Here is a 25,465-nt window from a genome sequence, read left to right as displayed (position 1 = left end):
GCGATGGTGGCAATATCCGGCAATCTTTTAGCTATTGTTACCGGCGCAAGTGCAGGTATCGGTAAGGCATGCGCCATAACGTTAGCTCAACAAGGCTTTGATGTATTAATGGTTGCTCGTAATAAAGATAAATTGCAGCAAAGTCAGTCTGAAGTTAAGGCGTTAACCAATACCAATGTATTTGCTTTGTCCGCGGATCTATACAATCCGGATTCTGCCGATCTGATCGTGGAATGGCTAAGCCAATATAACGGCACTTTACAGGTGCTGGTAAACAATGCCGGAGGCGTTGAAACCAGTGCGCCTTTCAGTGAATTGACAGACGAAGACTGGTATAGAACGTTTGAGGTTAATGTATTTTCAGTAGTACGGCTTTGCAGAGTTTTGCTGCCACGTATAAACAAAGACGGCAGAATTATTAATATATCCAGCATTACCGCTAACGAGCCTGGTCATTACAACCCGCATTACTCTGCAGCCAAAGCGGCACAGAATAATTTCACCAAACACTTTGCTCAGATCGCTGCCAGTCAAGGTGTAACCGTCAATTCAGTCTCACCGGGCATCATCGAAACCGAGGGCTGGCGAGAACATATGCGTCACTCATTGGGCGATGACGATTTACAACAAAAACTAGCGAATGCAAGGCAACAGGCGGGTACTAATATTCCTTTGAAACGGCTGGGTACAGCAGAAGACGTCGCTGGATTGGTAAGTTATCTGGCATCGCCGGGTGCGGCTTATATCACGGGTTCCGACTTTACCATTGATGGAGGCAAGCGCAGGCAAATTTAGTCATGTCTGACTATTGCTTTATATTCCTGTTGCCCCCGCGTATAACTCTCCGGTGTGCCAATATCCCGATGGTATGTGTGATTGGTCCAGGCCTGGATTTTGCCCAGCATGGCTGGAATGACCTGCGTACTGATATCCTCTGCGTCATGCTCTACAATCCAATGCAACACCTTTTGGCTCATGATGTAAACCGCACCATTAGCCAGATTACCTGGCGGATTAGCCACCTTTTCATGCATGGCTACCACAGTTTTTCCCTGTAATTCGACAATGCCGCAAGACGACGGCGTATCGGTTTCAAATACCATCATGGTCATTTCACAGCCATCAGGGCGTTGCTGATGTGCCTGAATAAAAGCATCCAGGTCGAAGACCGACAGGTTATCGGCGTGGATCACCACAACATCCTCATTGAGTAGTTGTGAAGCATTGTGTTTCAAAGTGCCGGCAGTTCCCAGTAGTTCAGGCTCATACCAGTTTTTCACCTGCGGGAAGGCAGCCCATTTGTCGTTGAGAAAGACTGCTACTGCATCTGAAAAGTAATGCGTGTTAACAAAAATGTCGGAGATTGATGTAGAATGGGTAAGCTGCTTCAACCAGATATCCAGTAGCGGTTGTCCGTTGATGGGCACCATGCATTTAGGCTGCGAGTTGGTAATCGGCCGTAGTCGGGTGCCAAGTCCTGCGGCCAGCAAAACTGCCTGCATGGATCAGAGTTCTCCCAGTTTGCGATAGATCGCTTGTTTAGCGATAGGCACGTTACCTCTCACGCTTACCTGAATGGAGGAGCTTACACTACCAACAAAGGCGGCTTGCCAGATACTGGCACCACTGGCCAACATCAAAGCACAGGTAACAAACATAGCATCACCGGCGCCTGCGGTATCAATGGCTGAGTCTGCAAATGCAGGCAGGTTATCGGTTTCCAGTAAACCGTCCTCGTTCATATGGCGAATGAGTACACCTTCGCCTCCCAGTGTCACCATGAGGTTTTGTGCGTTTAGCTTTTCTACCAGGTCTTTGGACACCTCAATCAGACCGTTGCTGTCATCCTGCATGGTTTGACGCGCTTCCACCTCAGTTGGCGTTGTCAGCAGTAAATCTCTAAATTTACCTAAGTCACCGACCTGTGAAGAGGTTTGACTATCAGCCACAATGGGGATGTTCTTCGCCCGGCATATGTCACTGATTCGATTGACCAGCGCGGGACACAGCAAGCCAAAGTTAAAGTCGGCAAACAGTACGATGTCATAATGCGCCGCATTCGCTTCAAATGCCTGAACAAATTCATTGATCAGTGGGGCGTCAATATCGTGTCTGCGGTAACTGTTAACTCGCAGAAGCGTCTTATCCTTGGCACGATAGCGCAGTTTGTGTGTGGTGGGGCGGGAAGCGTCGTATTTAAGGACGGCCTCGATGCCGTATTCATTGAGTTTTTGCTGGGCAAATTCGCCGTGTTCATCGCGTCCACAGACACTAAAAAAGGTCACGTTTGCGCCTAAACTTGCGGCATGTCCCGCAACGATACCTGCTCCGCCTAAATACCGAAAAGACTCTAACGGACTAACGGCAATAGTGGGATCTTCCTGAGACATACCAATTGCCAGACATTCCTGATACTCATCGACAATAATATCGCCGAGCACTGCGACATTCAGATTGCCAAACTTTTCCAGAAAATGAGACAGCGTATCCTGAGCAACGTCATAGCGTTCGTGATATCGCTGCAGCTGTTGCGACAACTGTGAATTTTGACGTAACTGTTGCTGCAGTAGTTCTCGGCTGGAAAACAATTTTTCGCCGGAACTGAAAATTAAGCGCCCGCCATAGGTTTCAACAATGGCTTTCTCCGGGTTGTCTGCTTTGGAGAATTCTTTCCCTTTCACAATAACGTCAGGTTGAATCTGGGCAATGACATCCAAACGATCGCCGTTGACCACTAATACCTCATCGACACACGTCAGCGCCTTTAATGCGAGTAACCGTTCTTCATTGTCGAAACAAGCGCTTAGGGATTCATGTCTGTCATACAGTCCGACTACCAGCATATCTGCCTGCTCTGCTGCAAATAGCAGAAAACGCAAATGCCCGGGATGGATGATGTTAAAGTTGCCCGACACAAAACAGACAGATTTCCCTGCCTGTTTCTCAGTCAGGATGTGTTGGAGCGAGGCATGTTTATCATTCATCTTCGTTACCATCCAGTTTAATGATGGCTCTGACTACCTTTTGATTGGCGAGATCTTCCAGGGCCTGGTTTATCTGTGACAGCGGATATGCGTCAGACAACAAATGGCGCAGAGGCGCTAATGATTGTTTATTATTTGCGGCCTGATTCAATAAGGTCAATGGGTTAGCGCCGCCTCCCCAGGAACCTTCAATGGTTTTTCCGCAAATAAGCTCAAACGGGTCTAAGTGAATTTTGTCGCCGTGTTTGGGGTGTGAAGCAAAGACACATTTACCGTGTTGGCGATGAATCAATGAAAAGGCAGATTCGATGGTACGGCAACTGCCGGCAGCTTCTACAATAAAATCGAGCAATTCACCCTGATTGGCTTGTTGAATTGATTCTGCCAGTGATTCGGACGTTGGGTTCAGCGTAATGTGCGCTCCAATATGCCTGGCGAGTGCGAGTTTGTCATCGTTCGTATCAATGGCTACGATGAGTCGTGCACCACAATTTACCGCTGCGATGAGTGCAGACATACCTATTCCGCCCAGTCCCATTATTCCTACACTGTGCTCTGATGACAGCGACAACTGGTTTTGCACCATCCCCATCCCGGTAGGCAGCGCACAGCCAAACAGTACGCCTTCCTGCAGTCCTATTTGCGGAGGTAACGAATAGCAGCGGTTTTCGGACACCACGCTGTAATTACTGAATGTTGTCACCGGGCCTGCATTGATTTTGCCAATGGGGGATTCATAAACACAACCACCGGCGTCAATACCCGTTCCTTTCAACCAGCCCAGCACGACTTTGTCGCCAGGCAAAACAGTGGACACGTCTGGTCCTATATCAACCACGGTAGCCGTTGCCTCGTGCCCCAGCATGTGAGGCAGGTAGCGGTCCTCGCCACGCGCTCCGGTCGCCTCCATTAGCTGAGAGTGGCAAACTCCCGTATAGTGAATCTTCACCAGCACCTGACCACGACCCAGTTCAGGGATCGCTATATTTTCAATGATTTCCAATGGCTTACCACATTCAGTAAGCACTGCGGCTGTAATAGTCATCATGATACTTTTTGTCGACGATAATTAGGTTATCGGCCTGTTTTCCGTTTGCCTTAACCGGTGAGTTTTCTGGCCTACGGAGGTAATGCATGCACAATCTATAATACTATTCAAAATTAGTATTCAAAAATCATTCCAGTGTCCGACGTTAGAATATTGACGCTATGCATGGCGAGGGATTATACATAGTTATTAAAATGGATAACTGAATAATCCTGGATTGCTTACTTTTTCGTCGATGTTTTGTTATATTTGATAGAGGTAGAGGAGAGGATGATGATCAACTTCAATTCGGATTCCGGAAGCTCGTTGCTCCAGCAAGTTCAAAAAAAGCAGGACTCGCTGTTTGAAAAACTGGCTTCAGGCAAAAAAATCAACAGCGCTGCTGATGGTGCGGCTGCGCAGCAGATTATCGATCGTCTGACTTCGCAAGTAGAAGGCAACCGCCAGGCGATTAATAACGTATACGACGGTATATCACTTGCTCAGGTCGCCGAAGGCGGTCTGGAAGGCATCAATAATGACGTTAACCGCATTCGGGAGCTGTCGGTGCAAGCCGGTAGCGGCATTTTAAGTGCTGCGGACAAACAGGCTATCCAGTCTGAGATCACCCAACTGCAGGAAAACATTACCCAAACCATCGATCAAACGAGTTTCGCCGGTAAGCCATTATTGTCGTCTGACAGCGAGATTAATTTTCAGGTGGGTGCTCAGGCTGGTCAGCAAATCAGTGTGAACACGCGTGACATCGCCAGCGAGTTAAACGGTGTGCTGAATATTGATGTTACCAGCCAGTCCAGTGAGGATGTCCTTGCAGCGGCTGATGCGGCAGTAGAAGTTGTTGGTAGTGCCCGGGGCGATTTGGGCGCAGTGCAGAATCAATTAGCCAGCACGGCGCGAAACTTAACACAGTCTGACGTGAATACCGCCGCGGCACGTAGCCGTATTCAGGATACCGATTATGCCCAGGCTGTGTCTCAACAAGCCGCAAACGATGTATTAGGGCAAGCGTCATTAACGGTACAAGCGCAGGCCAACCAACAACAAGGTCAGGTACTGAGTCTGTTGAACGGCTAAATTGTCGCAAAATTAATCAAAGGCAGGGTTTCCTGCCTTTTTTGTATCTGAAGAACCGGTTTTTCGTTGCGATTCACTGCGTTACCGCTACAATTGCTGTGCACAGTTTGCAATTCTCACGCTTTTTCAACAGTGCATCGTTATTCAAATTTGTTTTTGCATAGCAGAGCAGGCGGTATCGGCAAGAACTTTACTGCGCGACTGCACACATTTGTGAGGATTGGTATAAACTAGTAATAATAACAAAAGCGTTTCGGGGAACGAATGAAGGATATCCTGCTGGTCAGCGACAACAATGCTCTGGTTCAGAATTTACATACAATTCTGACCTTTTTGGGTGAATCTTGTCGTTCCTTCTCGGTATCCGAAGCGTCTGAGCAATTAACCGAGCTGTCGCCAACCGGCGTACTATTGGATATCGCGTCAGGTGAACAGGCGTTAGCCCTGGTTAAAACTTTCCCTATGCACCCCTTTGTTGCGATTAACGTTGACGACCAACCAACGCCAACGGTTGGCAATTTGGTGGGGCATGTCAGTCTGCCCATTACTTATCCGGTGCTCACGCAGGCTATACACCGTTGTCAGGAATACATTCGCAGCCATCCGGTCCGCAATAGTGCGGTGCCTATGAAAACCCGACTGTTCCGCAGTCTGGTCGGTAAGAGTGAACAAATTCAATTGGTTCGCCGCTTGGTGGAGCAGGTAGCGCCAACAGACGCGACCGTGCTTATCCTAGGCGAGTCGGGTACCGGTAAAGAAGTAGTCGCGCGTAATGTCCACTTTTTGTCTGAGCGCAAAGACGGGCCGTTTATTCCGGTAAACTGCGGAGCAATACCCGGTGAACTGCTGGAAAGTGAATTGTTTGGCCACGAGAAAGGCGCATTTACTGGTGCTATCAGTGCCCGTAAAGGCCGTTTTGAACTCGCCGAAGGCGGCACATTATTCCTCGACGAAATTGGCGATATGCCACTGCAAATGCAGGTTAAGTTGCTTCGCGTATTACAAGAACGCACGTTTGAACGCGTAGGCGGCCACAAGCCCATGCAGTGTAACGTCAGAATCATTGCCGCAACGCACCGCGATTTAGAAAAAATGATCGCCGACGATAAATTCCGCGAAGACTTGTATTATCGTTTGAACGTATTCCCAATCGACAGCCCTGCATTGCGCGAGCGCCGTGAAGATATTCCGTTGTTGTTACAGGAACTGATTACACGTATTCATGGCGAGGGCGTTGAGCCGGTTAAGTTTACCGAACGCGCTATCAGCTCGTTAATGGAACATACCTGGTCGGGTAACGTGCGGGAGTTGTCTAACCTGGTCGAACGTTTGATGATTCTGTATCCGGGCCAAATTGTCGACGTGCAGGAACTACCTGCAAAATACCAGTATGGCGACGTTGAACCTTTCGAGCCGGACTACCCTGAAGAAGTGCTTGAGCGCGAAGCTTTCAATGAATTGTTTGCCGAAAGCGCCGCACAGGACGATGTTGAAGCGGAACCTGCCATCAATGGCTTCTTGCCTGATGAAGGCGTAAACCTGAAAGAGTACCTTTCAGAGCTTGAGATCAATTTGATTCAACAGGCGCTGGAGCAGCAGGAATGGGTGGTTGCAAGGGCCGCCGATAAACTGGGTATGCGCCGGACTACGCTGGTTGAAAAGATGCGTAAATACGATATTCAGCGATAGTGTTTGCCTCTCAATACTAACGCTACAAGCGTCTTAACCTTATTCTGAACACCACTTTTTTCAAATGTTCATCCCTCCGTCAATTGCTAATTAACCTCGCCGTCAGTTAATTGACGTAAAACTAAATTATCAAAATCGCTGTAACTATATGAAATTAAAAGTGTAATTTCTGGCACGGCAAATGCTAAATCATTGGGTAAGTTAATCAGTGTCTGCAAATTGACGAGGATCCCATGGCATTAAAAAGTCGTTCTGCCAATCTTATTGAGGATATCACCGACGCCCCAAGCGGCGCCGGCGCAACACTCACCGATTTGAGTGTTGCCCGAGACAAGGCTCAAACTCAGCAGCAAGAGCTGGCCTCATTGAAACAACAGGCTTCTCGTCTTAACCACTTATTGCAGGTTATGCCTGCAGGCGTGGTGGTTATCGATGGTCAGGGGATTGTTCGTCAGGCAAATGAGCAGGCAAAAGTCTTTTTGGGGGAACCGCTGGAAGGCGAGCTGTGGCGTACCATTATCGCGCGCTCGTTTAAACCCCGCGCCGACGATGGTCACGAGGTGTCTTTGTACGATGGACGCCGGGTTAAGCTGTCCATTACGCCACTTGTGAATGAGCCGGGTCAGCTTATCGTGCTAACCGACTTAACAGAAACCCGTCAGTTACAAGCGCGTCTGAGTCACCTTCAACGCTTGTCATCACTAGGTAAAATGGTCGCGTCACTGGCGCATCAAATTCGCACGCCATTGTCGGCTGCCATGTTGTATGCAGCCAACCTGACCCGCAAAGGATTAGGCGCTGATGCCAGTCATCAGTTTGCTAATAAACTGCAGGATCGTCTGAAAGAGCTGGAAAATCAGGTTAACGACATGCTGTTGTTTGCCAAGAGTGGTGAACAGCAAGTGGTTAATGACATAAGCGTAGCAACTTTGTTCGACGCCATTGAGCCCACCGCGCAAACCATGGCAGTGGGAATGAATCAGACACTGGTGTTCAAAGGTCAGCATATTGACGCACGCATTACCGGCAACCTCACGGCGCTGCAGGGTGCAGTATTAAACCTGATTCAAAATGCCAGCCAGATCAGCCCGAAAGAAAGTACGATTCAGGTGCAGTTTCGCGTGAGTAATCGCTGGCTGGTGGTGGCCGTGTCCGATCAGGGGCCGGGTATTACCGATGCCACAAAGCAAAAGATATTTGAACCGTTCTTCACTACCAAAACCCATGGCACAGGCCTGGGACTTGCTGTAGTGCAATCGGTCGCTAAAGCCCATCAGGGTAAAATTCAAGTCACCAATTTGCCAGAGGGCGGCGCGTGTTTCGCCATGATGCTACCTCGGGCGTTTTCCAGCGACGTTGAACCATTAACGTCGGTACAAGAGGGGTAAACCATGTCAAAAACAACTGTTTTGATCGTAGAAGACGATGCCGGTCTGCGCGAAGCATTAGTCGATACCCTGTTATTAGCAGATTATCAGGTCGTTGCTGCCGACAGTGCCGAGCAAGCCATTATGATGCTGGGCCGTCAACCTGTTGATATCGTGGTGAGTGATATCCAAATGGGCGAAATGAATGGCCTGGCATTGTTGAAAGCAATTAAAGCCAAAGACGCCAATCTGCCCGTGTTGTTGATGACGGCCTATGCCACTATCGACGATGCCGTGCAGGCTATGCGCGACGGCGCGACAGACTATCTCTCCAAGCCATTCGCGCCGGAAGTATTGTTAAACCTTGTGGGCCGGTATGCACCTGCGCAAAAGGTCGAATCCCGTCAGCCGGTAGTAGGCGATCCGCGCAGCGAAGAGTTGCTGCTGTTAGCCCGCAAAGTCGCGCGTTCAGAAGCGACTGTGATGGTGTTGGGGCCAAGTGGTTCGGGTAAAGAAGTCTTGTCTCGCTATATTCACGACAACTCCCAGCGGGCAAATAGTTCGTTTGTTGCAATTAATTGCGCCGCCATTCCGGAGAATATGCTGGAAGCCACCTTGTTTGGTTACGAGAAAGGGGCGTTTACCGGCGCAATTCAGGCCTGTCCGGGTAAGTTTGAGCAAGCCCAGGGCGGTACGCTGTTACTCGACGAAATCACCGAAATGGATTTGGCGTTACAAGCCAAATTATTACGTGTGCTACAGGAAAAAGAAGTCGAGCGACTGGGTGCACGTAAAACCATCTCTTTGGATGTACGGGTCATTGCAACCAGTAACCGCGACCTGAAAGAAGCGGTTGCCAGAGGCGAGTTCCGTGAAGACTTGTATTACCGCCTGAACGTATTTCCTATTACCTGGTTGCCTTTGGGTCAACGCAGCGGTGACATTATTCCGCTGGCAGAGCACCTGATCTCGCGGCATGCTTCCCAGCAAGGTCTTGGCAGCTTTACGTTAAGTGCGTCTGCGCGCAATAAACTGCTGCAACACGCCTGGCCAGGTAACGTGCGGGAATTGGAAAACGTGTGTCAGCGTGCATTAATTTTATGTGAAGGCAACACGATTGATGCGACCGATCTAATGATAGAACCTGCAACAGGTCAAGCCGTTGCGGTACCAACCATCGAAGAGCCAGATGAAGACAACAGCAGATTAGGCAATGAGTTGCGTCATCAGGAACATCAGATCATTCTGGATACCCTGACCGCCTGCAAAGGCAAGCGGAAAGACGTGGCTGAAAAACTGGGGATCAGCCCTCGTACCTTGAGATACAAGTTAGCGCGAATGCGCGATCAGGGTATTGACGTACCGGCTTAACGAAAAATGTTATGTTTTGAGAGGCGCAGTAATTGCGCCTCTTTTTATTGGTAACCTCAATACCAACCTATCTATCTACCTACCTACCTTTGCCGTCATATTTTTGGCATTTCATGCTAACCCACTGATTTTTATTAACTTGAAAAGTTGGTCTGGTCCTTGCTGTATCTCTGCATAAGTCAAAGAAAATGTCATATTCCCGACGATGGAAGTGACAAATAATCAATCAGGAGCCGTTATGGACGTTAAAGCCAACAGTTTGTATCAGGAAATGCAGGCTATGATCGCGCAGACTCGTCTGGACGTAAATCCGCAGCCGCAGGTCGAACTCAACACCTCTAAAAGTGATTTCTCGCAGTTATTGAGTAATGCCATTGAGAAGGTTAACGACATGCAGTTGGAATCCAAAGACATGCAGCAGCGCTTTGAAATGGGCGATCGCTCTTTGAGCATGGCTGATGTAATGCTGGCAAAAGAGAAGTCAGGCATTGCGTTTGAAGCGACCGTGCAGGTCAGAAATAAAGTGCTGGAAGCCTACAAACAAATCATGAATATGCCTGTGTAAGTGGAGTAGTGAACTGTGGCTGAAGCAACCGGTACAAATCTGGCAGTAAGTGACTCCGCGGGAGCAGGCGGCGAGACTGAGCAAAAGTCTGGCTTCATGGATAGCATTGGTAATACCGACATGATGCGTCAGATGACGTTAGTAGTGGTGTTGGTGATATCCGTTGCCATTGCGATTTTCGTGGTGTTGTTTGTGCAAGAGCCTGATTATCGTCCACTAGCCAAAATGGATACGGAAGAGCTCATCGAAACCCTCGATTACCTCGACGCCAATCTGATTGACTATAAACTGGAAGGCAACATTATTCAGGTGCGGGTCGACGAATACCAGAAAATCAAACTGGGTATGAGCCGTGAAGGATTGGCACAAGCTGAACAAGCCGGGGCTGATATCATCATGCAGGACATGGGCTTTGGTGTGAGCCAGCGCGTTGAAATGGAACGCCTGAAACATGCGCGTGAAAAACAAATCGCCGCCACAATCGAAGACATTGCCAGTATCAAAAAAGCCCGCGTGTTGCTGGCGTTACCAAAAGAAAATGTATTTGCCCGTCGCGAAAAGAAAGCCAGTGCAACGGTCGTGCTTACTGCTAACCGCGGCGCGGTTATCAGCGGCGAAGAAGTAGACGCTGTGGTTGATATCGTCGCCTCAGCGGTACAAGGCATGGAACCAGAACGTGTTACTGTAACCGACAGCAATGGCCGGTTATTGAATTCTGGTTCTCAGGATTCGCTGAGTGCACGAGCCCGCAAAGAATATGAAATCGAACGTCAACGCGAAGCAGAATACCAGGAAAAAATCGATTCTATTCTGATTCCGGTTATTGGCATTGGTAACTATACCGCCCAGGTCGATGTTACCATGGACTTTACTGCCGTCGAGCAAACCCAGCGTCGTTACAATCCTGATCTGCCTGCCGTGCGCAGCGAAATGGTAGTAGAAGAAAATTCTGTAGGTTCCATTGCTGCCGGTATTCCTGGCGCTGTGAGCAATCAGCCGCCACTGGATGCTAATATTCCTGAGCAGGCAGGTGGCAATGGCCAGGTAGCGCCAGTGCCTGGTAGAACGACGAAAGAATCAACGCGCAATTACGAGCTGGATACTACAATTAGTCATACTAAGCAGCAAACCGGTGTGATCCGCAGATTGAGCGTGTCTGTGGCTGTCGATTATCTGCAAACAACCGGTGAAGACGGCACTGTAACCAGTGAAGCTCGTACGCCGGAAGAGTTGTTAAGCATTCGTCGATTACTGCAAGGCGGAATAGGCTTTGACGTAACCCGGGGCGATAGCCTGGAAGTGGTAAGCATGCCTTTTAGTCGCATCGACACCGGTGCCGAAGAAGAGTTGCCTATCTGGGAGCAGCCGTTTTTTATGCCACTGGTGAAGTGGGTAATGGGCGGTCTGGTGGTTATTGCGCTAATATTTGCGGTGATACGTCCAATGCTGTCTCGCCTTATCAATCCTGATGATGGACAGTCTGGCGATGACTTTGACGCCGACGAAGGGCTGGATTTGGGCGATGACACCATTAATATGTTGTCATCAGAATTTGATGAAGGTCAGGTGGGCTTTGCGCCAGATGGCTCACTGATGTTGCCTGATTTACACAAAGATGAAGATGTCCTGAAAGCCGTGCGCGCGCTGGTGGCCAATGAGCCAGAGCTGTCTGCGCAAGTGGTGAAAGGCTGGTTAATGCAGGATGAGTAAGGGGTAGACCATGGCAGAAGAACTCGCAACACAACAAGAACCTGCCTACGACGTCAGTAAACTGGAAGGCGTCGAGAAAGCCGCTATTTTGCTGCTGAGCTTGTCGGAAGAAGATGCCGCGCAGATTTTAAAGCATCTCGAACCCAAGCAGGTACAAAAGCTCGGTGCAGAAATGGCCCGTATCGATGATATGACGCAGGCTAAAATCACCGCCGTGCATAAAAACTTCATCGATGAAATTCAAAACTACTCGACCATCGGGTTCCAGAGTCAGGATTTCGTGAAGCGTGCCTTAACTGCGGCACTGGGCGAAGACAAAGCGGCCAACCTAATCGACCAGATCCTCATGGGATCAGGGGCCAAAGGTTTGGATTCATTGAAGTGGATGGACTCCAAACAGGTTGCCAGCATCATTCGCAACGAGCACCCGCAGATTCAGACCATTGTATTGTCGTATCTGGAGCCAGAGCAATCCGCCGAGATTTTGTCGCAGTTCCCGGAGAAAGTTCGTCTCGATTTGCTGATGCGGGTCGCCAACCTGGAAGAAGTTCAGCCAGCGGCACTGCAGGAACTCAACGAGATCATGGAGAAACAGTTCGCCGGTCAGGCGGGTACACAGGCGGCGAAGATGGGCGGCCTGAAGTCAGCTGCCGATATTATGAACTACCTGGATACCAACATCGAAGGCCAGCTAATGGATGCTATCCGCGAGCAGGACGAAGAGTTGAGTCAGCAGATTCAGGACCTGATGTTTGTCTTCGACAACCTGGTGGACGTGGACGACCGCGGCATTCAGGCGATTCTACGCGAAGTACAGCAAGACTCGCTGCTTAAAGCCATTAAGGGTGCGGACGAAGAGCTCAAAAACAAAATTACGGCGAACATGTCTAAACGTGCAGCTGAAATGCTGGTGGATGATCTGGAAGCGCTTGGACCTGTGCGTATCAGTGAGGTGGAAACCGCTCAGAAAGAAATTCTGTCGGTGGCACGTCGCCTGGCTGACGCCGGTGAAATCATGCTTGGTGGAGGCGGTGGTGAAGAGTTCCTCTAGCACCGGCATAAACTATGGCAACCACTAAACGTTTTACGGTAGAAGAACTCGAAGAGGCCAAAGGCTGGGAGCTGCCTCATGTAGAGACAACCGATCAGCTGGACCTGACCCGAACAAATGCATTAAACCGTCGCAGTGACTGGAAGTACGAACCACCGGAAGAGCCGGAGGAAATTCTTCCGCCTACGGCTGAAGAAATCGAAGCTATTCGCCAAGCCGCTTACGATGAAGGCTTTGCAGAAGGCAAGCAAAACGGCTTTGATGAAGGGAAAGCGGAAGGACTGGAAGCCGGTAAGGCAGAAGGTCTTGAACAGGGCCACCAGGAAGGACTGGCGCAGGGTTTGGAAGACGGTAAAGCGCAAATCGAGCAGCAAACTGAGCTATGGCAATCCCTGGTTGAAAATCTGCATGCACCGTTACAGCAGGCCGACGAGCAGGTCCGCAAAGAAATAGTGAAACTGTCGGTCGCACTGGCACGTTCGGTTATTCGCACCGAAGTCACGCTGTCTGAAAATGTGATTTTACAGGCGCTGAGTGAAGGCCTGAAAGCCCTGCCGGTAGAAGAAACCCAATACAAGATTCACCTCAACCCTGAAGACATCGCCCTGGTTACCGAGCATTTCGGCGAAGAGACGATTCAGGCAAAAGGCTGGACCTTAATTGACACGCCCGCCTTGTCGCGGGGCGGTTGTGATATTGTTACGCAAAACAACGCGGTTGATTTGTCTATCGAACGCCGTTGTAAGAATGTGCTGGACAAGTTCCTGCTAGAGCAAGGGCTGCCGGATGACCACTAGTCTGTTGTCGCATTTGCAACAACTGCAAAAACAGGTGCCCACACCGCCCGTTGTCGCGGCCGGTAAACTGGTTCGCGGTATTGGGCTGACGCTGGAAGCCGTGGGCTGTCAGTTACCGGTTGGCAGTCAGTGCATGGTGCAAACAGTAGACGGCGAAATTGAAGCCGAAGTCGTCGGCTTTGGCGAACACATTACCTACCTGATGCCAACCGAAGCCGTGCGTGGCATTGTACCTGGCTCCCGGGTATTACCGTTGAACCGGGAAAGTGGCCTGGCGGTTGGCCTGGGGTTGCTAGGCCGGGTTATCGACGGCAATGGTCAGCCGCTTGACGGTTTAGGGCCAGTAGAAAGCACAACAAGAGTGCCAACCGTAAAGCCGCCAATTAACCCTCTCACCCGCAGACCGATTGACTCACCCATGGACGTTGGCGTAAGAGCCATTAACGCGCTGAATACCGTTGGAATAGGTCAGCGCATGGGCCTGTTTGCCGGTAGTGGCGTGGGTAAAAGTGTATTACTGGGCATGATGACCCGCGGCGCGAAAGCCGATGTCGTCGTTGTCGGCCTTGTAGGAGAGCGGGGACGAGAGGTTAAAGAATTTATTCACGATATTCTGACTCCCGAAGAGCGTGAGCGCGCTGTTGTGGTTGCCGCACCCGCCGATACGTCACCGCTGATGCGCCTTAAAGGGTGCGAAACCGCGGTGACAGTGGCAGAGTATTTTCGCGATCAGGGCATGAATGTACTGCTATTGATTGATTCACTGACTCGCTATGCCATGGCCCAGCGTGAAATTGCGCTGGCCGTCGGCGAACCGCCCGCAACCAAAGGTTACCCGCCATCGGTATTTGCGCGGCTGCCCGCATTGGTGGAACGCGCCGGAAACGGCAGTGAAAACCAAGGCTCCATCACGGCGTTTTATACGGTTCTCACCGAAGGCGATGACTTGCAGGACCCCATTGCCGACGCAGCACGGGCTATATTGGATGGGCATATAGTCTTGTCGCGTCAATTAGCCGACAGTGGGCATTATCCTGCCATTGATATCGAGGCGTCAATCAGCCGGGTGATGCCGCAGGTAGTCAGTGAAGAGCACCTGATGCAAGCGCGTCGGGTGCGTCAGGTTTACTCCACGTATCAGCAAAACAAAGATTTAATTACACTTGGCGCCTATACCCGCGGGACCGATCCCCGTGTGGATTTGGCTATCAATGCCGAGCCTGCCATTAACGCGTTATTGCAACAGGGTATGAAGCAAGTGCTGCCCTACGACGAGAGCCTCGCGTCCATGGCGCAACTGGCTGGCGGATTAGGAAAGGGGTGAGTAAATGAGTCGCACCCAGGTGGCTAAGTCGCTACAGCAAATGAATGTGGTACTGCGTCTGGAAACAGACAAGGAGAAAAATACCCTTCACGCCTTTAACGTTGCTCAGGATTACTATCAACAACAAAAAGCAAAACTAACCAGTTTGCAGCAATATCGTCTGGACTACTTTCGTCAGTTGCAACAGGAAGGGGGCAATGGGGTTGGTGCACGGCATTACCAACAGCGCTTATCCTTCGTTGCCAAGCTGGACAAGGCCTGTGAACAACAAAATCAAATCATTGCGCAAGCCAGTGTAGTAGCCGACCAGCGCAAAAGACAATGGTTGGCGCAGCAGCGCAAACGTCAGGCCGTAGAGAAGCTCATCGGCAAAAAACACGCTACGTTGCAACAGCTCGACAACCGTCAGGAACAGCAAGCCATGGATGAGTTTGCGCTTCAACGGTTATTGCGGAACCAGTACTTCGCGGGTTAATAACACACACTTCCGTTTGTTTCCAAAGTTGGAACGGTCTTTGCTCTAATCCTTAACATCAAAACAACAAACACCAATTATCAAGCAGTTAGGTGATGAGGACACGGTTATGATGCAACAGCTTGCCACGCAGGGTTCACAAATTGCCGCCTTGCCGGACAATCCGGTAACGCTTTCCCCTGATTCAACGCAAACCAGCGCTGAATCCGGACAATTTGCTGACGTGTTTTCTCAACATCAACGTGCGCTTGAAAGGCCCGGAAAAGCGGCTCAGGCTGCGCCAAAGTCAGAAGCCGTTCCGCCACAAACCGCACCGAAAAACGCGGACGATGCGGCAACCCAAACAGAGCAGGACAGTATCCCCACAGAGTCTGTTGAAGCGAGCGAACAGGTTCAAGCCGCTACTGTAGACAAAACGGTTACGTCAGGTAATTCCCAAAACACGTCGTCTACAGCCACAACCGACGACGTCTCGACGTCAGAAAGCGCTGATTTAGCAAACACAGATGACGTTTCGTTAAATACGCTGCCTGATGCCGTCATTCCCGCCGTTGAGGTAGACAATACAGCATCTGAAACGGATTACCTGGCTTTGGTGGAGGCACTGCGCACATTTGAACAGAAATGGCCGGGCGTAACCGGCGATAAACAGCCTCTGCCGGCTGAGGTTGCGCCGGAAATGAAGCCCCCCGTTGACGGACTCGATGTGCATCAACTGGAAAATGGTAAAGCGCAAATCATTGAAGACCTCAATGCATTAATGGCACAAATTGCCGAAGCGCCTGAGTTGGATGCCAGTGGCCAATCAGCTGCAATCACCGTGGAGCAGTCGGAAGCCATCCTGGCTGACTTTATGACGCTGATTGCACAGTTCAAAGGTAAAGCGGACAAATCTGAAGTCAAAGGCGCGGAAGGTAATGACGGCGCGAGTCTGGAAAAGCCCGTTCAGCCAACGCTGGGTCTGACTGACAACGTATTGCCGGTGGAAGTGCAAACTGAAAATGCCGAGCTCGCTGCTGATGTCGATACCGATACCGCGCTTGCACCACAACCTTTGTCAGTCGCCATTAGTTTGTTGTCAAAAATTGAAGCGTTGAATAAAAAAGACAACGCAGAGATTGCTCCCGAGCAGGAGCTGGTAACCCAAATAGCCGATGCCGACACTATGCTCACTCTGGATGTTGAGCAGATCAATGAATCGGTCATTGAAGTCGAGGAAAGCGCCGATCCACTTTTGAACCAGGCAGCGATGCTGGTGGGATTAATGACACAGCCAACAGCAGACAAAACCGCTTCGTCGGGTCAGGTGGCCGCAGCGAAAACAGAAGCGGTAATCAACCCGGCAGACAGTGTCGTTGCGCTTGAGTCTATGCTGGAGCAAGCCAGCGATGACACGCTTGCCAAGGTAGCACAGGTAATTACAGACACAGCGTCAGCGGCAAATCCGGAGCTGAGTGCAGCGCAGCAGTCGCAAATGAAAGGCATGCTGGTAAGCGGCATGGAAGAAATGCGTGCCCAGTTAAAGCAGGGGCATCAGCCGGCGATTGATTTAACGGCCTTAGTCGCTCAGGTATCAGCTGAAGTTCAGCCAGAACAGCCTGTATTACCTCAGCAGCTACTGCAGGATGCACAGCACATTGCACAATTGGCAGCCACGTCAGTGATGTCCGATCAAAAAGAGCTGCAGCTCAACGAATTGCTTCATAACACCCGTGATTTGATTACTCAGGAAACGCGTCAGCAACATTCTGAAACGGTGAAATCCATTCAACAGCAAGCAGCATTAGACAAGCCAGTGCCGTTGAATCAGCCTCAAGGCCAGCAACAACTGGCTGAAAAAATTCGCTGGATGGTGAATGGCCGACAATCAATGGCTGAAATTCGTCTGGACCCTCCTGAAATGGGAAGCATGCAGATTCGACTCAACGTGTCGGGTGACTCGGCATCAGTGAGCTTTGTCGTGCAATCTCAGCACGCCAAAGAGATGCTGGCTGATGCAATGCCGCGCTTAAGAGATATGTTTTCTGAACAGGGTATCGACCTGGGTGAATCCTTTGTGAGTCAACAACAAACAGGGGAACAAGGAGAACAACAGAGCGGTGGTCAATCAGGTGGCGGTTTCGATGACAATGTGCCCGAAGACGCAAAAATGAATGAAACCCGGGTTGTTCGACAGGCAAATGGCCTGATTGACGACTATGTTTAACACTAAGCAGTCAACAGCATGGCATTAGTCGTTGCGATTTGTTGGCTGTGATAGATAATACGCCTAGTTTAAATTGAGAGAAGTGTGAGATGGCGGAAGAAGAATTACAAATTGAAGAAGAAGGCGGTAAGAAAAGCAAACTGATGCTGATTATCATTATTGCCGTAGTGTTAATTGGCGGTGGTGCAGCAGCCTACTTCTTTTTGTTTGCTGGTGGTGACGAGCCGACTGCGGCTGAGCAATTGGCAGCCGATGGCACAGGACAACCCGCGCCTGCGGCAGCAGCACCAACTAATGCCAGCGTTGGTACTGCGCTGTACGTGGCTATGCCACGGCCAATCGTATTTAACGTACCTGGGTCTGGTCGCGACCGATTAGTACAAATTAAAGTGCAACTCATGGTGCGTGGTTCTGACAACGAAGAAGCCGCTAAAACCCATATCCCTCTGATAGAGGGAACCTTGTTGCAAGTATTCAGTTCCAGCAATGCCGATGACTTAGTCACCGAAGCTGGAAAGATTGAACTGCGTGAAAATGCCTTGGAATCAGTGCAGTCAGCATTGAAAGACATTGCGGGCAGTGAAGTGGTAGAGCGAGTGCTGTTTACCGACTTTGTGATGCAGTAACCGGAGCGAGCCGTGAGCGATTTATTATCTCAAGATGAAATTGATGCCCTGTTACACGGGGTAGACGACGTCGAAGAAGAAGAGGTTACACAAGAACCCGGGGACACATCAGCCCTGGAATATGACTTCTCATCGCAGGATAGGATTGTTCGTGGCCGCATGCCAACGCTGGAAATTGTGAACGAACGTTTCGCCCGACACTTGCGGGTGAGTTTGTTCAATATGATGCGCCGCAGTGCGGAAGTGTCGATTAACGGTATCCAGATGATCAAGTTCGGTGAGTACATTCATACCTTGTTTGTACCAACCAGTTTGAACATGGTGCGTTTCAGACCGTTAAAAGGTACTGGCTTGATCACCATGGAAGCGCGCTTGGTGTTTATTCTGGTGGACAACTTCTTTGGTGGCGACGGGCGCTATCATGCCAAAATTGAAGGTCGTGAATTTACGCCAACCGAACGGCGTATTATTCAGATGTTGCTGAAAATCATCTTTGAGGATTACAAAGAAGCCTGGGCACCGGTGATGGACGTGTCATTTGAGTACCTGGATTCAGAAGTAAACCCGGCCATGGCGAATATTGTGAGTCCCACCGAGGTCGTGGTGATCAGCTCGTTCCACATTGAACTTGATGGGGGGGGCGGTGATTTCCACGTGTCACTGCCGTACTCGATGCTGGAACCCATCCGTGAATTGCTTGACGCGGGTGTACAAAGCGACAAGGAAGACACCGACTTACGCTGGAGTAAAGCACTGCGCGACGAAATCATGGATGTCAAAGTGGCACTTACCACCCATATGCTGGATTTTGAGATACCTTTACGCGACGTGATGGACTTTAAAGCCGGCGACATTATTCCGGTGGAAATGCCGGAGTACATCACGGTGTTAATTGAAGAATTACCTTCGTTCAGGGCGAAGTTAGGGCGCTCCAGAGAACATTTGGCGCTGAAGATCACTGAGAAAATAGCACGGCCGACTTCCGTGAAGTCGGAATTACAGTTACTTACCCGCGGCGGACGCATTATCGACAATGATGCAGAGCTGCAGGTGTTAGAAGAAGATTTATAATCCTAAGCGATAGAAAGAGGCAGGATCATGAGTGAAGAAGACGGTATGGACGATTGGGCCGCAGCCATGGCTGAACAGGCTGAAGCAGAGGCTGACGAAGGCGGCGCCGATGATGATGTTCAAGTCGCAGAACTGGACGAGCTCTCTGACGATGCACCCATTACTCAGGAAGAAAAGAAAAAACTAGATACGATTCTGGATATTCCCGTGACCATTTCAATGGAAGTGGGCCGTAGCCAGATCAGCATCCGAAACTTACTGCAACTTAATCAGGGTTCCGTGGTTGAGTTGGACCGAGTTGCCGGTGAACCACTGGACGTGCTTGTAAATGGCACGTTGATTGCTCATGGAGAAGTAGTAGTGGTCAACGATAAATTTGGTATTCGGTTAACGGATGTTATTAGTCAAATCGAAAGAATTAAAAAGCTCAGGTAAAAACCTATTAAAATCAGTGGGGTATTTCTTTACCCCGCTGGCAATCCTCCTTTCACCTACGGCAAACGCCGCTGCCAGTATCACCAACCCGACCTCGGTACTGTCAATTTTTCTATCACTTTTGCTGATAGTCGGCATCATTTTTTCGCTGGCGTATGTAATGCGTCGGTTTAATGTCACTCCCGGTAACAGCCAGCACTTAAAAGTCGTTGCGAGCCTTTCTGCAGGGGCCAGAGAACGGGTGATGGTCATTCAGGTTGGCGAAGAGCAACATCTGATAGGCGTTACCGCACAGAACATTAATCACCTGAGCAAACTAGACACCCCGATTGTTACGCAACAAGACAATCAGGGCGGCGCGATGTTCAAACAAAAACTGGTGCAGGCGATGGCGCAAAAAATGAATCCATCGCTTAAGGAGAGTGGCGATGACAAGTAAACTTATGAAATGGTTGGGGGTAGCCCTGCCAATTTACTTGCTGGCTGCGCCAGTATTGGCTCAGCAGGGGATTCCAGCAGTCACGGTAACCACCAACAACGACGGTAGTCAGGATTACACCATGACGCTGCAAGCGCTGTTTATTATGACAGCGCTGAGCTTGCTGCCTGCGTTTATTATGATGATGACGTCATTCACCCGAATTATTGTGGTGTTGTCTATTCTGCGTCAGGCGATTGGTTTACAGCAGTCTCCGTCGAACCAGATCCTGATTGGGGTCAGTTTGTTTTTGTCGATGTTCATCATGGCTCCGGTATTTGACGAGATTAATGAACGGGCATTGCAACCGTATCTGGAAGAAGAAATGACCTCAATGGAAGCCATTGAGCAAGCAAAAGGGCCAATGCGGGCTTTCATGTTGTCGCAAACCCGAGTGAAGGATTTAGAAACGTTCGTATCGATTGCCGGAGACGAGGACAAATATCAGGATCCTGCTGATGTGCCATTGAATATTCTGATCCCCGCGTTTGTCACCAGTGAACTAAAAACCGCGTTTCAGATTGGCTTCATGTTGTTTATTCCCTTTCTGATCATCGATTTGGTCGTTGCTTCCATTCTAATGGCCATGGGTATGATGATGCTGTCACCCATGATTGTGTCATTGCCGTTTAAACTTATGTTGTTTGTGCTGGTGGACGGTTGGAACCTGATATTCGGCACGCTCGCAACCAGTTTTGGTATGGGTGTGTAGGAGAGCGTCATGTCACCAGAAGTGTTTGTTGAAATCCTGCGCGAATCCATGTTCATGGTTATTCTGCTGGTGTCTGCGGTCATTGTCCCCAGCCTGATCGTTGGTCTTATTGTTGCCGTATTTCAGGCGGCAACCTCTATCAACGAACAAACCATGAGTTTTTTGCCTCGTTTAATCGTCACGTTGCTGGCGTTGAGTTGGGGCGGAAACTGGCTGGTGCAAAAGCTGATGGACTTTACCTTCCATATGGTCGATCAAATTCCTCAGGTGATTGGCTAAATGGATGTTTCATTGGTTGCCATTAATCAGTTTCTGGCTGATTTAATGCTGCCCTTTATGCGCATCAGCGGCATGTTTGCCGCCATGATTGGCATTAGTGCTAAATCGATTCCAACACCTGTTCGCGCGTTACTAGCTATTTTTTTGTCACTGGTGATCATGCCGGTAGTGCCGCCATCACCGGTCACTAATCTTGTTGATGTCGGTGTGTTTTTACTGGGTATTCAGCAATTACTTATCGGTATTGCCATCGGCTTTATTTCCATGATGGTGCTGAATACGTTCGTACTGGCCGGTCAGGTGATAGCCATGCAAACTGGTTTGGGTTTTGCCAGCATTGTCGACCCCGTGAATGGGATTAACGTGCCGGCCGTAGGTCAGTTCTACCTGATTCTGGCAACGTTATTGTTTTGGCAATTAGATGGCCACCTATCGATGATTCAGATGATGGTGATGAGCTTCGATGCGTTTCCTATTGGTGAAAGTTGGTTTGCACCCGAGCAACTTCGCGATATCGCCCATTGGGCAGGGTGGATGTTTGTCGCGTCTTTGACTCTGGCGTTAGCGCCGATTATTTCATTGCTTATTGTTAACCTGGCCTTTGGTGTGATGACCAAAGCGGCACCACAGTTAAATATTTTCAGTATCGGTTTTTCGATTGCGCAAATAATGGGCCTGATCATTATCTGGCTCACGCTGGACAATTTTACCAGCCACTTCGAAAACCAATGGCAGCGTGCCTTGCAGTTTATGTGTGAACTGCTGGCAGTGTGTCCGACCTAAATGGGGGTAGGCCAGTATGGCTGATACGAGTGATAAAACAGAAGACGCGACGTCGAAACGGTTGGGCGATGCCCGTAAAAAAGGGCAGATTGCCCGCTCCCGTGAACTCTCTACCGCATTAGTGCTTGTTGTCAGCAGTGTAATGTTTCTGCTGATGGGGGGGTATATTGCCGATGCGTTATTTGCTGTCATGCAGCGTGTTTTCACACTGTCTCGTGATGAAACCTACGATCCTACTCACATGTTCTCGGCCTGGGGAGAGGCATTAACCGCGGTCAGTATTCCCGTACTTGGTTATATGATTGTCGCTATGATCGCCGGGGTATATGGGTCGATTGCGCTGGGTGGTTACAACTTTACCTGGTATTCCGCCCAACCACGCTGGAATAAGCTTAGCCCGATGGCTGGTTTTAAACGTATGTTTGGTATGAATGGCCTGGTAGAACTACTCAAAGCCATTGCTAAATTTTTTGTTATTGGCGGTATGGCACTATTGTCATTGTCTTTTTTCCAGGACGAGGCGTTACATCTTGATCAGGAGATCTTCCCGCTTAATGTGTTTCACGCGCTGGACATGATTGAATGGGCGTTTTTCTTCCTTACGCTGGGTATGATTCCCATTGCGTTGATTGATGTGCCATACCAGTCGCATAAGCACAAAGAAGAAATGAAGATGACCAAGCAGGAGGTCAAAGACGAGCGGAAAAACGCTGATGGTGACCCTCAGGTTAAAGGGCGCATTCGTCGCTTGCAGTATCAGGCTGCCGCTCGCCGAATGATGCAGGAAGTGCCGAAGGCCGACGTGGTTGTGACTAACCCGACACACTATTCAGTGGCATTAAAATATGACCAGAATGGTAACCGAGCGCCTGTGGTGGTTGCCAAAGGAGGCGATGAGCTGGCTATGCATATTCGAAAAATTGCTAACGCTCATGGTGTGCCACTGGTTGCGACACCTATGCTCACCCGGGCAATTTATTACACGACCGAAGTCGATGAGGAAATTCCTCACAAGCTCTTTATGGCTGTCGCTCAGGTGTTGGCCTATGTATTCCAGCTTAAAGCCTTTAAAGCAGGTAAGGGCAAACGGCCTAAGCCAATTTCAAATAATCTGCCGATCCCACCGGATATGCGCTATTAAATTGACATTAAACGGCCTGCTTATGCGGGCTGTTGTGTTTTTGTGATGGATTAATAATCAGTTAGCACCACAGCAGTAAAAGCTGGCACGTAGATTGATATACCTACAGAAAGAAACGTTATTGCGTCAAAAATCTGTTGGTAAGAATTTAACTTATGGTGCTATCTGATTATCTACAACGCTTTGATAAAGCGCAGTTGCAAAGACTGTCCCAGGGAATGGGTGTACCTTTAGTTTTACTGGCAATAATGGGCATGGTTATCCTGCCTATGCCACCCCTCTTACTGGACGTGCTCTTCAGTTTTAATATTGCGCTTTCATTAGTCATTATCCTGGTAGCTGTTCTCACGCAACGGCCTGTCGACTTTGGTATTTTTCCTCTGGTTTTACTTATCGCCACGGTTTTGCGTTTGGCGTTGAATGTAGCCTCTACCCGAGTGGTATTGCTATACGGACACGAAGGTGGAGATGCCGCAGGCCGCGTAATTGAAGCATTTGGTGAAGTGGTCATCGGTGGCAACTATGCAGTCGGTGTGGTCGTCTTTGCTATTTTGCTGATCATTAATTTTAAGGTTGTTACCGCGGGTGCAGGTCGTATCTCGGAAGTCAGCGCACGTTTTACCTTAGATGCCATGCCCGGCAAACAAATGGCCATTGATGCCGACCTTAATGCCGGCTATATCGACCAGGATGAAGCCCGTCGCCGCCGTGAAGACATTACCGCTGAAGCGGATTTCTACGGTTCAATGGACGGTGCGTCAAAGTTCGTAAAAGGCGATGCAATCGCCGGTTTGTTCATTATGTTAATCAACATCGTGGGTGGGTTGTTCATCGGTATGATCCAGCACGATTTGAGTTTCGGCAACGCGCTCGAAGTGTATACCATCCTGACCATTGGTGATGGCCTGGTCGCGCAGATCCCATCTTTATTGCTGTCAGTTGCGACAGCAATAATCGTTACGCGTGAAAACGAGACCCAGGAAATGGGTTCTGAAATTCAGCAGCAATTGGGGAACAAACAGGCCTTGTACATTGCAGCGGTGATTTTATTTGTGATGGGCATTGTGCCTGGCATGCCACACCTGGCTTTCCTGACATTCGCTGCGCTTGCAGGCGGGTATGCTTATTATCAGACGTATCAGGAGAAAAAACGTGCCATGGAACCGGCTAAACCCGTTGTCACTAATGATCAGGATGCAGCGCCGGTTGAAGTAAAAGAACTGGGCTGGGATGACGTACAACACGTTGACACCATTGGACTGGAAGTGGGCTATCGGTTAATTCCTTTAGTAGATAAAGCCCAAGGGGGCGAACTGCTGAGCCGGATCAAAGGGGTGCGTAAAAAGCTGTCCCAGGAATTGGGCTTTTTGGTGCCCCCCGTGCATATTCGCGACAACCTCGACTTAGACCCCAATGCTTATCATATCTCAATGCTGGGCGTCACCATTGGTGATGCGCAGGTGAGCCACGATGAAGAACTGGCTATTAATCCGGGTCAGGTATTCGGCAAACTGGAAGGTCGTGTTACCAAGGATCCTGCGTTCGGACTGGATGCGGTGTGGATTAAGCCTAATCAGCGTGAACACGCGCAAACACTGGGTTACACCGTAGTCGATGCGGCAACGGTTATTGCCACTCACCTCAGTCAGCTACTGACCACCAACGCTTATCAGTTACTCGGATTCGAAGAAGTACAGCAACTGCTGGATATGCTGGCTAAGCATAGTCCTAAGCTGGTTGAAGGTCTGGTTCCGGATCTGGTGTCGCTGTCTACCGTGGTGAAAGTGTTGCAAACCCTGCTGTATGAAGGCGTGCCTATTCGTGACATGCGCACCATTGTGCAGACGCTGACAGAGTACGCGCCGAAGAGTCAGGATCCTGACGTACTTGTATCAGCGGTGCGGATTTCTCTGAAGCGTCTCATTGTGCAGGAAATCAATAACGGCGGTCGGGAATTGCCTGTCATTACGTTGGCGCCAGAGTTGGAGCAAATGTTGCATCAGTCGTTGCAGGCAGGCGGGGACGATGGCGCAGGTATTGAGCCTGGTTTAGCTGAGCGCTTACAACAATCGTTGCAGCAAGCAGGGCAGCAGCAGGAATTAGCGGGTGAGCCCGCAGTATTACTGACATCGGGCATGTTGCGTCCGGTGTTATCCCGCTTCCTTAAGAATGCGGTAACCGGGCTTCATGTGTTGTCTTATCAGGAAATCCCCGACGACAAGCAGGTAAAAATTGTGGCATCGGTGGGTCAATAAACTGACGCACCCGATTTAACGAGG

Annotated in this window: 24 protein-coding genes; 21 read left to right on the top strand and 3 right to left on the bottom strand. The window is 49.7% G+C overall.

What is annotated here, in order from left to right:
• Positions 1 to 3 precede the first annotated feature (3 nt).
• Positions 4 to 795 carry an SDR family NAD(P)-dependent oxidoreductase gene (locus tag BUB81_RS04725; RefSeq protein WP_073319121.1) on the top strand — a complete coding sequence of 264 codons (792 nt, stop codon included), beginning with the start codon at positions 4 to 6 and terminating at the stop codon, positions 793 to 795.
• Here the strand turns inward: BUB81_RS04725 and BUB81_RS04720 are convergent.
• Genes BUB81_RS04720 through BUB81_RS04710 form a run of 3 tightly spaced genes read right to left on the bottom strand, consistent with a single transcriptional unit; the run spans position 792 to position 4,032 of the window.
• Positions 792 to 1,502 carry a nucleotidyltransferase family protein gene (locus tag BUB81_RS04720; protein WP_073319118.1) on the bottom strand — a complete coding sequence of 237 codons (711 nt, stop codon included), beginning with the start codon at positions 1,500 to 1,502 and terminating at the stop codon, positions 792 to 794. The genes BUB81_RS04725 and BUB81_RS04720 overlap by 4 nt on opposite strands.
• Positions 1,503 to 1,505: 3 nt before the next feature.
• Entirely contained in the window at positions 1,506 to 2,984 is a 1,479-nt protein-coding gene (locus BUB81_RS04715; RefSeq protein WP_073319112.1) for a PfkB family carbohydrate kinase, read from the bottom strand.
• On the bottom strand, positions 2,977 to 4,032 hold the full coding sequence (locus BUB81_RS04710; protein ID WP_217653450.1) for a zinc-binding dehydrogenase: 1,056 nt from the start codon (positions 4,030 to 4,032) through the stop codon (positions 2,977 to 2,979). Before BUB81_RS04710 ends, BUB81_RS04715 begins: the two co-directional genes overlap by 8 nt.
• Before the next feature lie 273 nt (positions 4,033 to 4,305).
• Between BUB81_RS04710 and BUB81_RS04705 the strand changes: the two genes are divergently transcribed.
• The 20 genes from BUB81_RS04705 to flhA all read left to right on the top strand — a co-directional run bounded on the left by BUB81_RS04705 (position 4,306) and on the right by flhA (position 25,441).
• Complete coding sequence (locus BUB81_RS04705; protein WP_073319106.1) at positions 4,306 to 5,106, top strand: flagellin N-terminal helical domain-containing protein; 801 nt, start codon at positions 4,306 to 4,308, stop codon at positions 5,104 to 5,106.
• Between the two features lie 264 nt (positions 5,107 to 5,370).
• Positions 5,371 to 6,795 carry a sigma-54 dependent transcriptional regulator gene (locus BUB81_RS04700; RefSeq protein WP_073319103.1) on the top strand — a complete coding sequence of 475 codons (1,425 nt, stop codon included), beginning with the start codon at positions 5,371 to 5,373 and terminating at the stop codon, positions 6,793 to 6,795.
• Positions 6,796 to 7,028: 233 nt separating this feature from the next.
• Positions 7,029 to 8,183 carry a sensor histidine kinase gene (locus BUB81_RS04695; RefSeq protein WP_073319100.1) on the top strand — a complete coding sequence of 385 codons (1,155 nt, stop codon included), beginning with the start codon at positions 7,029 to 7,031 and terminating at the stop codon, positions 8,181 to 8,183.
• A gap of 3 nt (positions 8,184 to 8,186) precedes the next feature.
• Complete coding sequence (locus BUB81_RS04690) at positions 8,187 to 9,533, top strand: sigma-54-dependent transcriptional regulator (RefSeq protein WP_073319097.1); 1,347 nt, start codon at positions 8,187 to 8,189, stop codon at positions 9,531 to 9,533.
• A 238-nt stretch (positions 9,534 to 9,771) separates the two neighbouring features.
• Positions 9,772 to 10,098 (top strand): flagellar hook-basal body complex protein FliE, encoded by a 327-nt coding sequence (gene fliE / locus BUB81_RS04685; protein WP_073319094.1) that lies wholly within the window; start codon positions 9,772 to 9,774, stop codon positions 10,096 to 10,098.
• A gap of 15 nt (positions 10,099 to 10,113) precedes the next feature.
• Complete coding sequence (fliF, locus tag BUB81_RS04680; RefSeq protein WP_073319091.1) at positions 10,114 to 11,808, top strand: flagellar basal-body MS-ring/collar protein FliF; 1,695 nt, start codon at positions 10,114 to 10,116, stop codon at positions 11,806 to 11,808.
• 10 nt (positions 11,809 to 11,818) lie between these two features.
• A complete protein-coding gene (fliG, locus tag BUB81_RS04675; RefSeq protein ID WP_073319088.1) occupies positions 11,819 to 12,859 on the top strand; it encodes a flagellar motor switch protein FliG in 1,041 nt (346 codons plus the stop codon).
• Positions 12,860 to 12,873: 14 nt separating this feature from the next.
• Positions 12,874 to 13,656 carry a flagellar assembly protein FliH gene (gene fliH / locus BUB81_RS04670; RefSeq protein ID WP_073319085.1) on the top strand — a complete coding sequence of 261 codons (783 nt, stop codon included), beginning with the start codon at positions 12,874 to 12,876 and terminating at the stop codon, positions 13,654 to 13,656.
• The gene (gene fliI / locus BUB81_RS04665) at positions 13,646 to 14,980 is read left to right on the top strand and encodes a flagellar protein export ATPase FliI (RefSeq protein WP_073319082.1); all 1,335 of its coding nucleotides are present in this window, start codon (positions 13,646 to 13,648) and stop codon (positions 14,978 to 14,980) included. The genes fliH and fliI overlap by 11 nt, the downstream gene beginning before the upstream one ends.
• Before the next feature lie 4 nt (positions 14,981 to 14,984).
• Positions 14,985 to 15,455, top strand: a complete 471-nt coding sequence (gene fliJ / locus BUB81_RS04660; protein WP_073319079.1) for a flagellar export protein FliJ — start codon at positions 14,985 to 14,987, stop codon at positions 15,453 to 15,455.
• A gap of 109 nt (positions 15,456 to 15,564) precedes the next feature.
• Entirely contained in the window at positions 15,565 to 17,661 is a 2,097-nt protein-coding gene (locus tag BUB81_RS04655; RefSeq protein WP_073319076.1) for a flagellar hook-length control protein FliK, read from the top strand.
• A gap of 89 nt (positions 17,662 to 17,750) precedes the next feature.
• The gene (gene fliL, locus BUB81_RS04650) at positions 17,751 to 18,287 is read left to right on the top strand and encodes a flagellar basal body-associated protein FliL (RefSeq protein ID WP_073319073.1); all 537 of its coding nucleotides are present in this window, start codon (positions 17,751 to 17,753) and stop codon (positions 18,285 to 18,287) included.
• 12 nt (positions 18,288 to 18,299) lie between these two features.
• Positions 18,300 to 19,358 (top strand): flagellar motor switch protein FliM, encoded by a 1,059-nt coding sequence (fliM, locus tag BUB81_RS04645; RefSeq protein WP_073319070.1) that lies wholly within the window; start codon positions 18,300 to 18,302, stop codon positions 19,356 to 19,358.
• A gap of 27 nt (positions 19,359 to 19,385) precedes the next feature.
• On the top strand, positions 19,386 to 19,793 hold the full coding sequence (gene fliN, locus BUB81_RS04640) for a flagellar motor switch protein FliN (protein WP_073319067.1): 408 nt from the start codon (positions 19,386 to 19,388) through the stop codon (positions 19,791 to 19,793).
• The gene (gene fliO, locus BUB81_RS04635; RefSeq protein WP_084526221.1) at positions 19,753 to 20,232 is read left to right on the top strand and encodes a flagellar biosynthetic protein FliO; all 480 of its coding nucleotides are present in this window, start codon (positions 19,753 to 19,755) and stop codon (positions 20,230 to 20,232) included. The genes fliN and fliO overlap by 41 nt, the downstream gene beginning before the upstream one ends.
• Positions 20,222 to 20,983 (top strand): flagellar type III secretion system pore protein FliP, encoded by a 762-nt coding sequence (gene fliP, locus BUB81_RS04630; RefSeq protein WP_073319064.1) that lies wholly within the window; start codon positions 20,222 to 20,224, stop codon positions 20,981 to 20,983. The genes fliO and fliP overlap by 11 nt, the downstream gene beginning before the upstream one ends.
• Positions 20,984 to 20,992: 9 nt before the next feature.
• The gene (fliQ, locus tag BUB81_RS04625) at positions 20,993 to 21,262 is read left to right on the top strand and encodes a flagellar biosynthesis protein FliQ (protein WP_073319061.1); all 270 of its coding nucleotides are present in this window, start codon (positions 20,993 to 20,995) and stop codon (positions 21,260 to 21,262) included.
• Complete coding sequence (fliR, locus tag BUB81_RS04620) at positions 21,263 to 22,045, top strand: flagellar biosynthetic protein FliR (RefSeq protein WP_073319058.1); 783 nt, start codon at positions 21,263 to 21,265, stop codon at positions 22,043 to 22,045.
• A gap of 16 nt (positions 22,046 to 22,061) precedes the next feature.
• Complete coding sequence (gene flhB, locus BUB81_RS04615) at positions 22,062 to 23,186, top strand: flagellar biosynthesis protein FlhB (protein WP_073319055.1); 1,125 nt, start codon at positions 22,062 to 22,064, stop codon at positions 23,184 to 23,186.
• 155 nt (positions 23,187 to 23,341) lie between these two features.
• Positions 23,342 to 25,441: a flagellar biosynthesis protein FlhA gene (gene flhA / locus BUB81_RS04610; RefSeq protein WP_073319052.1), complete on the top strand. Its 2,100-nt coding sequence runs from the start codon at positions 23,342 to 23,344 to the stop codon at positions 25,439 to 25,441.
• The last annotated feature ends 24 nt before the right edge of the window (positions 25,442 to 25,465 follow it).

Source organism: Marisediminitalea aggregata (assembly GCF_900129565.1).
GTDB lineage: Bacteria > Pseudomonadota > Gammaproteobacteria > Enterobacterales > Alteromonadaceae > Alteromonas > Alteromonas aggregata.
The sequence above is the reverse complement of the archived record's forward strand: the minus strand, read 5'-3'. Positions and strand labels throughout refer to the sequence as shown.

What these genes read in the sequence shown, in the direction of transcription:
- BUB81_RS04725 (WP_073319121.1), top strand. Translation starts at nt 4, where the DNA reads ATGGTGGCAATATCCGGCAATCTTTTAGCTATTGTTACCGGCGCAAGT.
- BUB81_RS04720 (WP_073319118.1), bottom strand. Translation starts at nt 1,502, where the DNA reads ATGCAGGCAGTTTTGCTGGCCGCAGGACTTGGCACCCGACTACGGCCG.
- BUB81_RS04715 (WP_073319112.1), bottom strand. Translation starts at nt 2,984, where the DNA reads ATGAATGATAAACATGCCTCGCTCCAACACATCCTGACTGAGAAACAG.
- BUB81_RS04710 (WP_217653450.1), bottom strand. Translation starts at nt 4,032, where the DNA reads ATGATGACTATTACAGCCGCAGTGCTTACTGAATGTGGTAAGCCATTG.
- BUB81_RS04705 (WP_073319106.1), top strand. Translation starts at nt 4,306, where the DNA reads ATGATCAACTTCAATTCGGATTCCGGAAGCTCGTTGCTCCAGCAAGTT.
- BUB81_RS04700 (WP_073319103.1), top strand. Translation starts at nt 5,371, where the DNA reads ATGAAGGATATCCTGCTGGTCAGCGACAACAATGCTCTGGTTCAGAAT.
- BUB81_RS04695 (WP_073319100.1), top strand. Translation starts at nt 7,029, where the DNA reads ATGGCATTAAAAAGTCGTTCTGCCAATCTTATTGAGGATATCACCGAC.
- BUB81_RS04690 (WP_073319097.1), top strand. Translation starts at nt 8,187, where the DNA reads ATGTCAAAAACAACTGTTTTGATCGTAGAAGACGATGCCGGTCTGCGC.
- fliE (WP_073319094.1), top strand. Translation starts at nt 9,772, where the DNA reads ATGGACGTTAAAGCCAACAGTTTGTATCAGGAAATGCAGGCTATGATC.
- fliG (WP_073319088.1), top strand. Translation starts at nt 11,819, where the DNA reads ATGGCAGAAGAACTCGCAACACAACAAGAACCTGCCTACGACGTCAGT.
- fliH (WP_073319085.1), top strand. Translation starts at nt 12,874, where the DNA reads ATGGCAACCACTAAACGTTTTACGGTAGAAGAACTCGAAGAGGCCAAA.
- fliI (WP_073319082.1), top strand. Translation starts at nt 13,646, where the DNA reads ATGACCACTAGTCTGTTGTCGCATTTGCAACAACTGCAAAAACAGGTG.
- fliJ (WP_073319079.1), top strand. Translation starts at nt 14,985, where the DNA reads ATGAGTCGCACCCAGGTGGCTAAGTCGCTACAGCAAATGAATGTGGTA.
- BUB81_RS04655 (WP_073319076.1), top strand. Translation starts at nt 15,565, where the DNA reads ATGATGCAACAGCTTGCCACGCAGGGTTCACAAATTGCCGCCTTGCCG.
- fliL (WP_073319073.1), top strand. Translation starts at nt 17,751, where the DNA reads ATGGCGGAAGAAGAATTACAAATTGAAGAAGAAGGCGGTAAGAAAAGC.
- fliN (WP_073319067.1), top strand. Translation starts at nt 19,386, where the DNA reads ATGAGTGAAGAAGACGGTATGGACGATTGGGCCGCAGCCATGGCTGAA.
- fliO (WP_084526221.1), top strand. Translation starts at nt 19,753, where the DNA reads ATGTTATTAGTCAAATCGAAAGAATTAAAAAGCTCAGGTAAAAACCTA.
- fliP (WP_073319064.1), top strand. Translation starts at nt 20,222, where the DNA reads ATGACAAGTAAACTTATGAAATGGTTGGGGGTAGCCCTGCCAATTTAC.
- fliQ (WP_073319061.1), top strand. Translation starts at nt 20,993, where the DNA reads ATGTCACCAGAAGTGTTTGTTGAAATCCTGCGCGAATCCATGTTCATG.
- fliR (WP_073319058.1), top strand. Translation starts at nt 21,263, where the DNA reads ATGGATGTTTCATTGGTTGCCATTAATCAGTTTCTGGCTGATTTAATG.
- flhB (WP_073319055.1), top strand. Translation starts at nt 22,062, where the DNA reads ATGGCTGATACGAGTGATAAAACAGAAGACGCGACGTCGAAACGGTTG.
- flhA (WP_073319052.1), top strand. Translation starts at nt 23,342, where the DNA reads ATGGTGCTATCTGATTATCTACAACGCTTTGATAAAGCGCAGTTGCAA.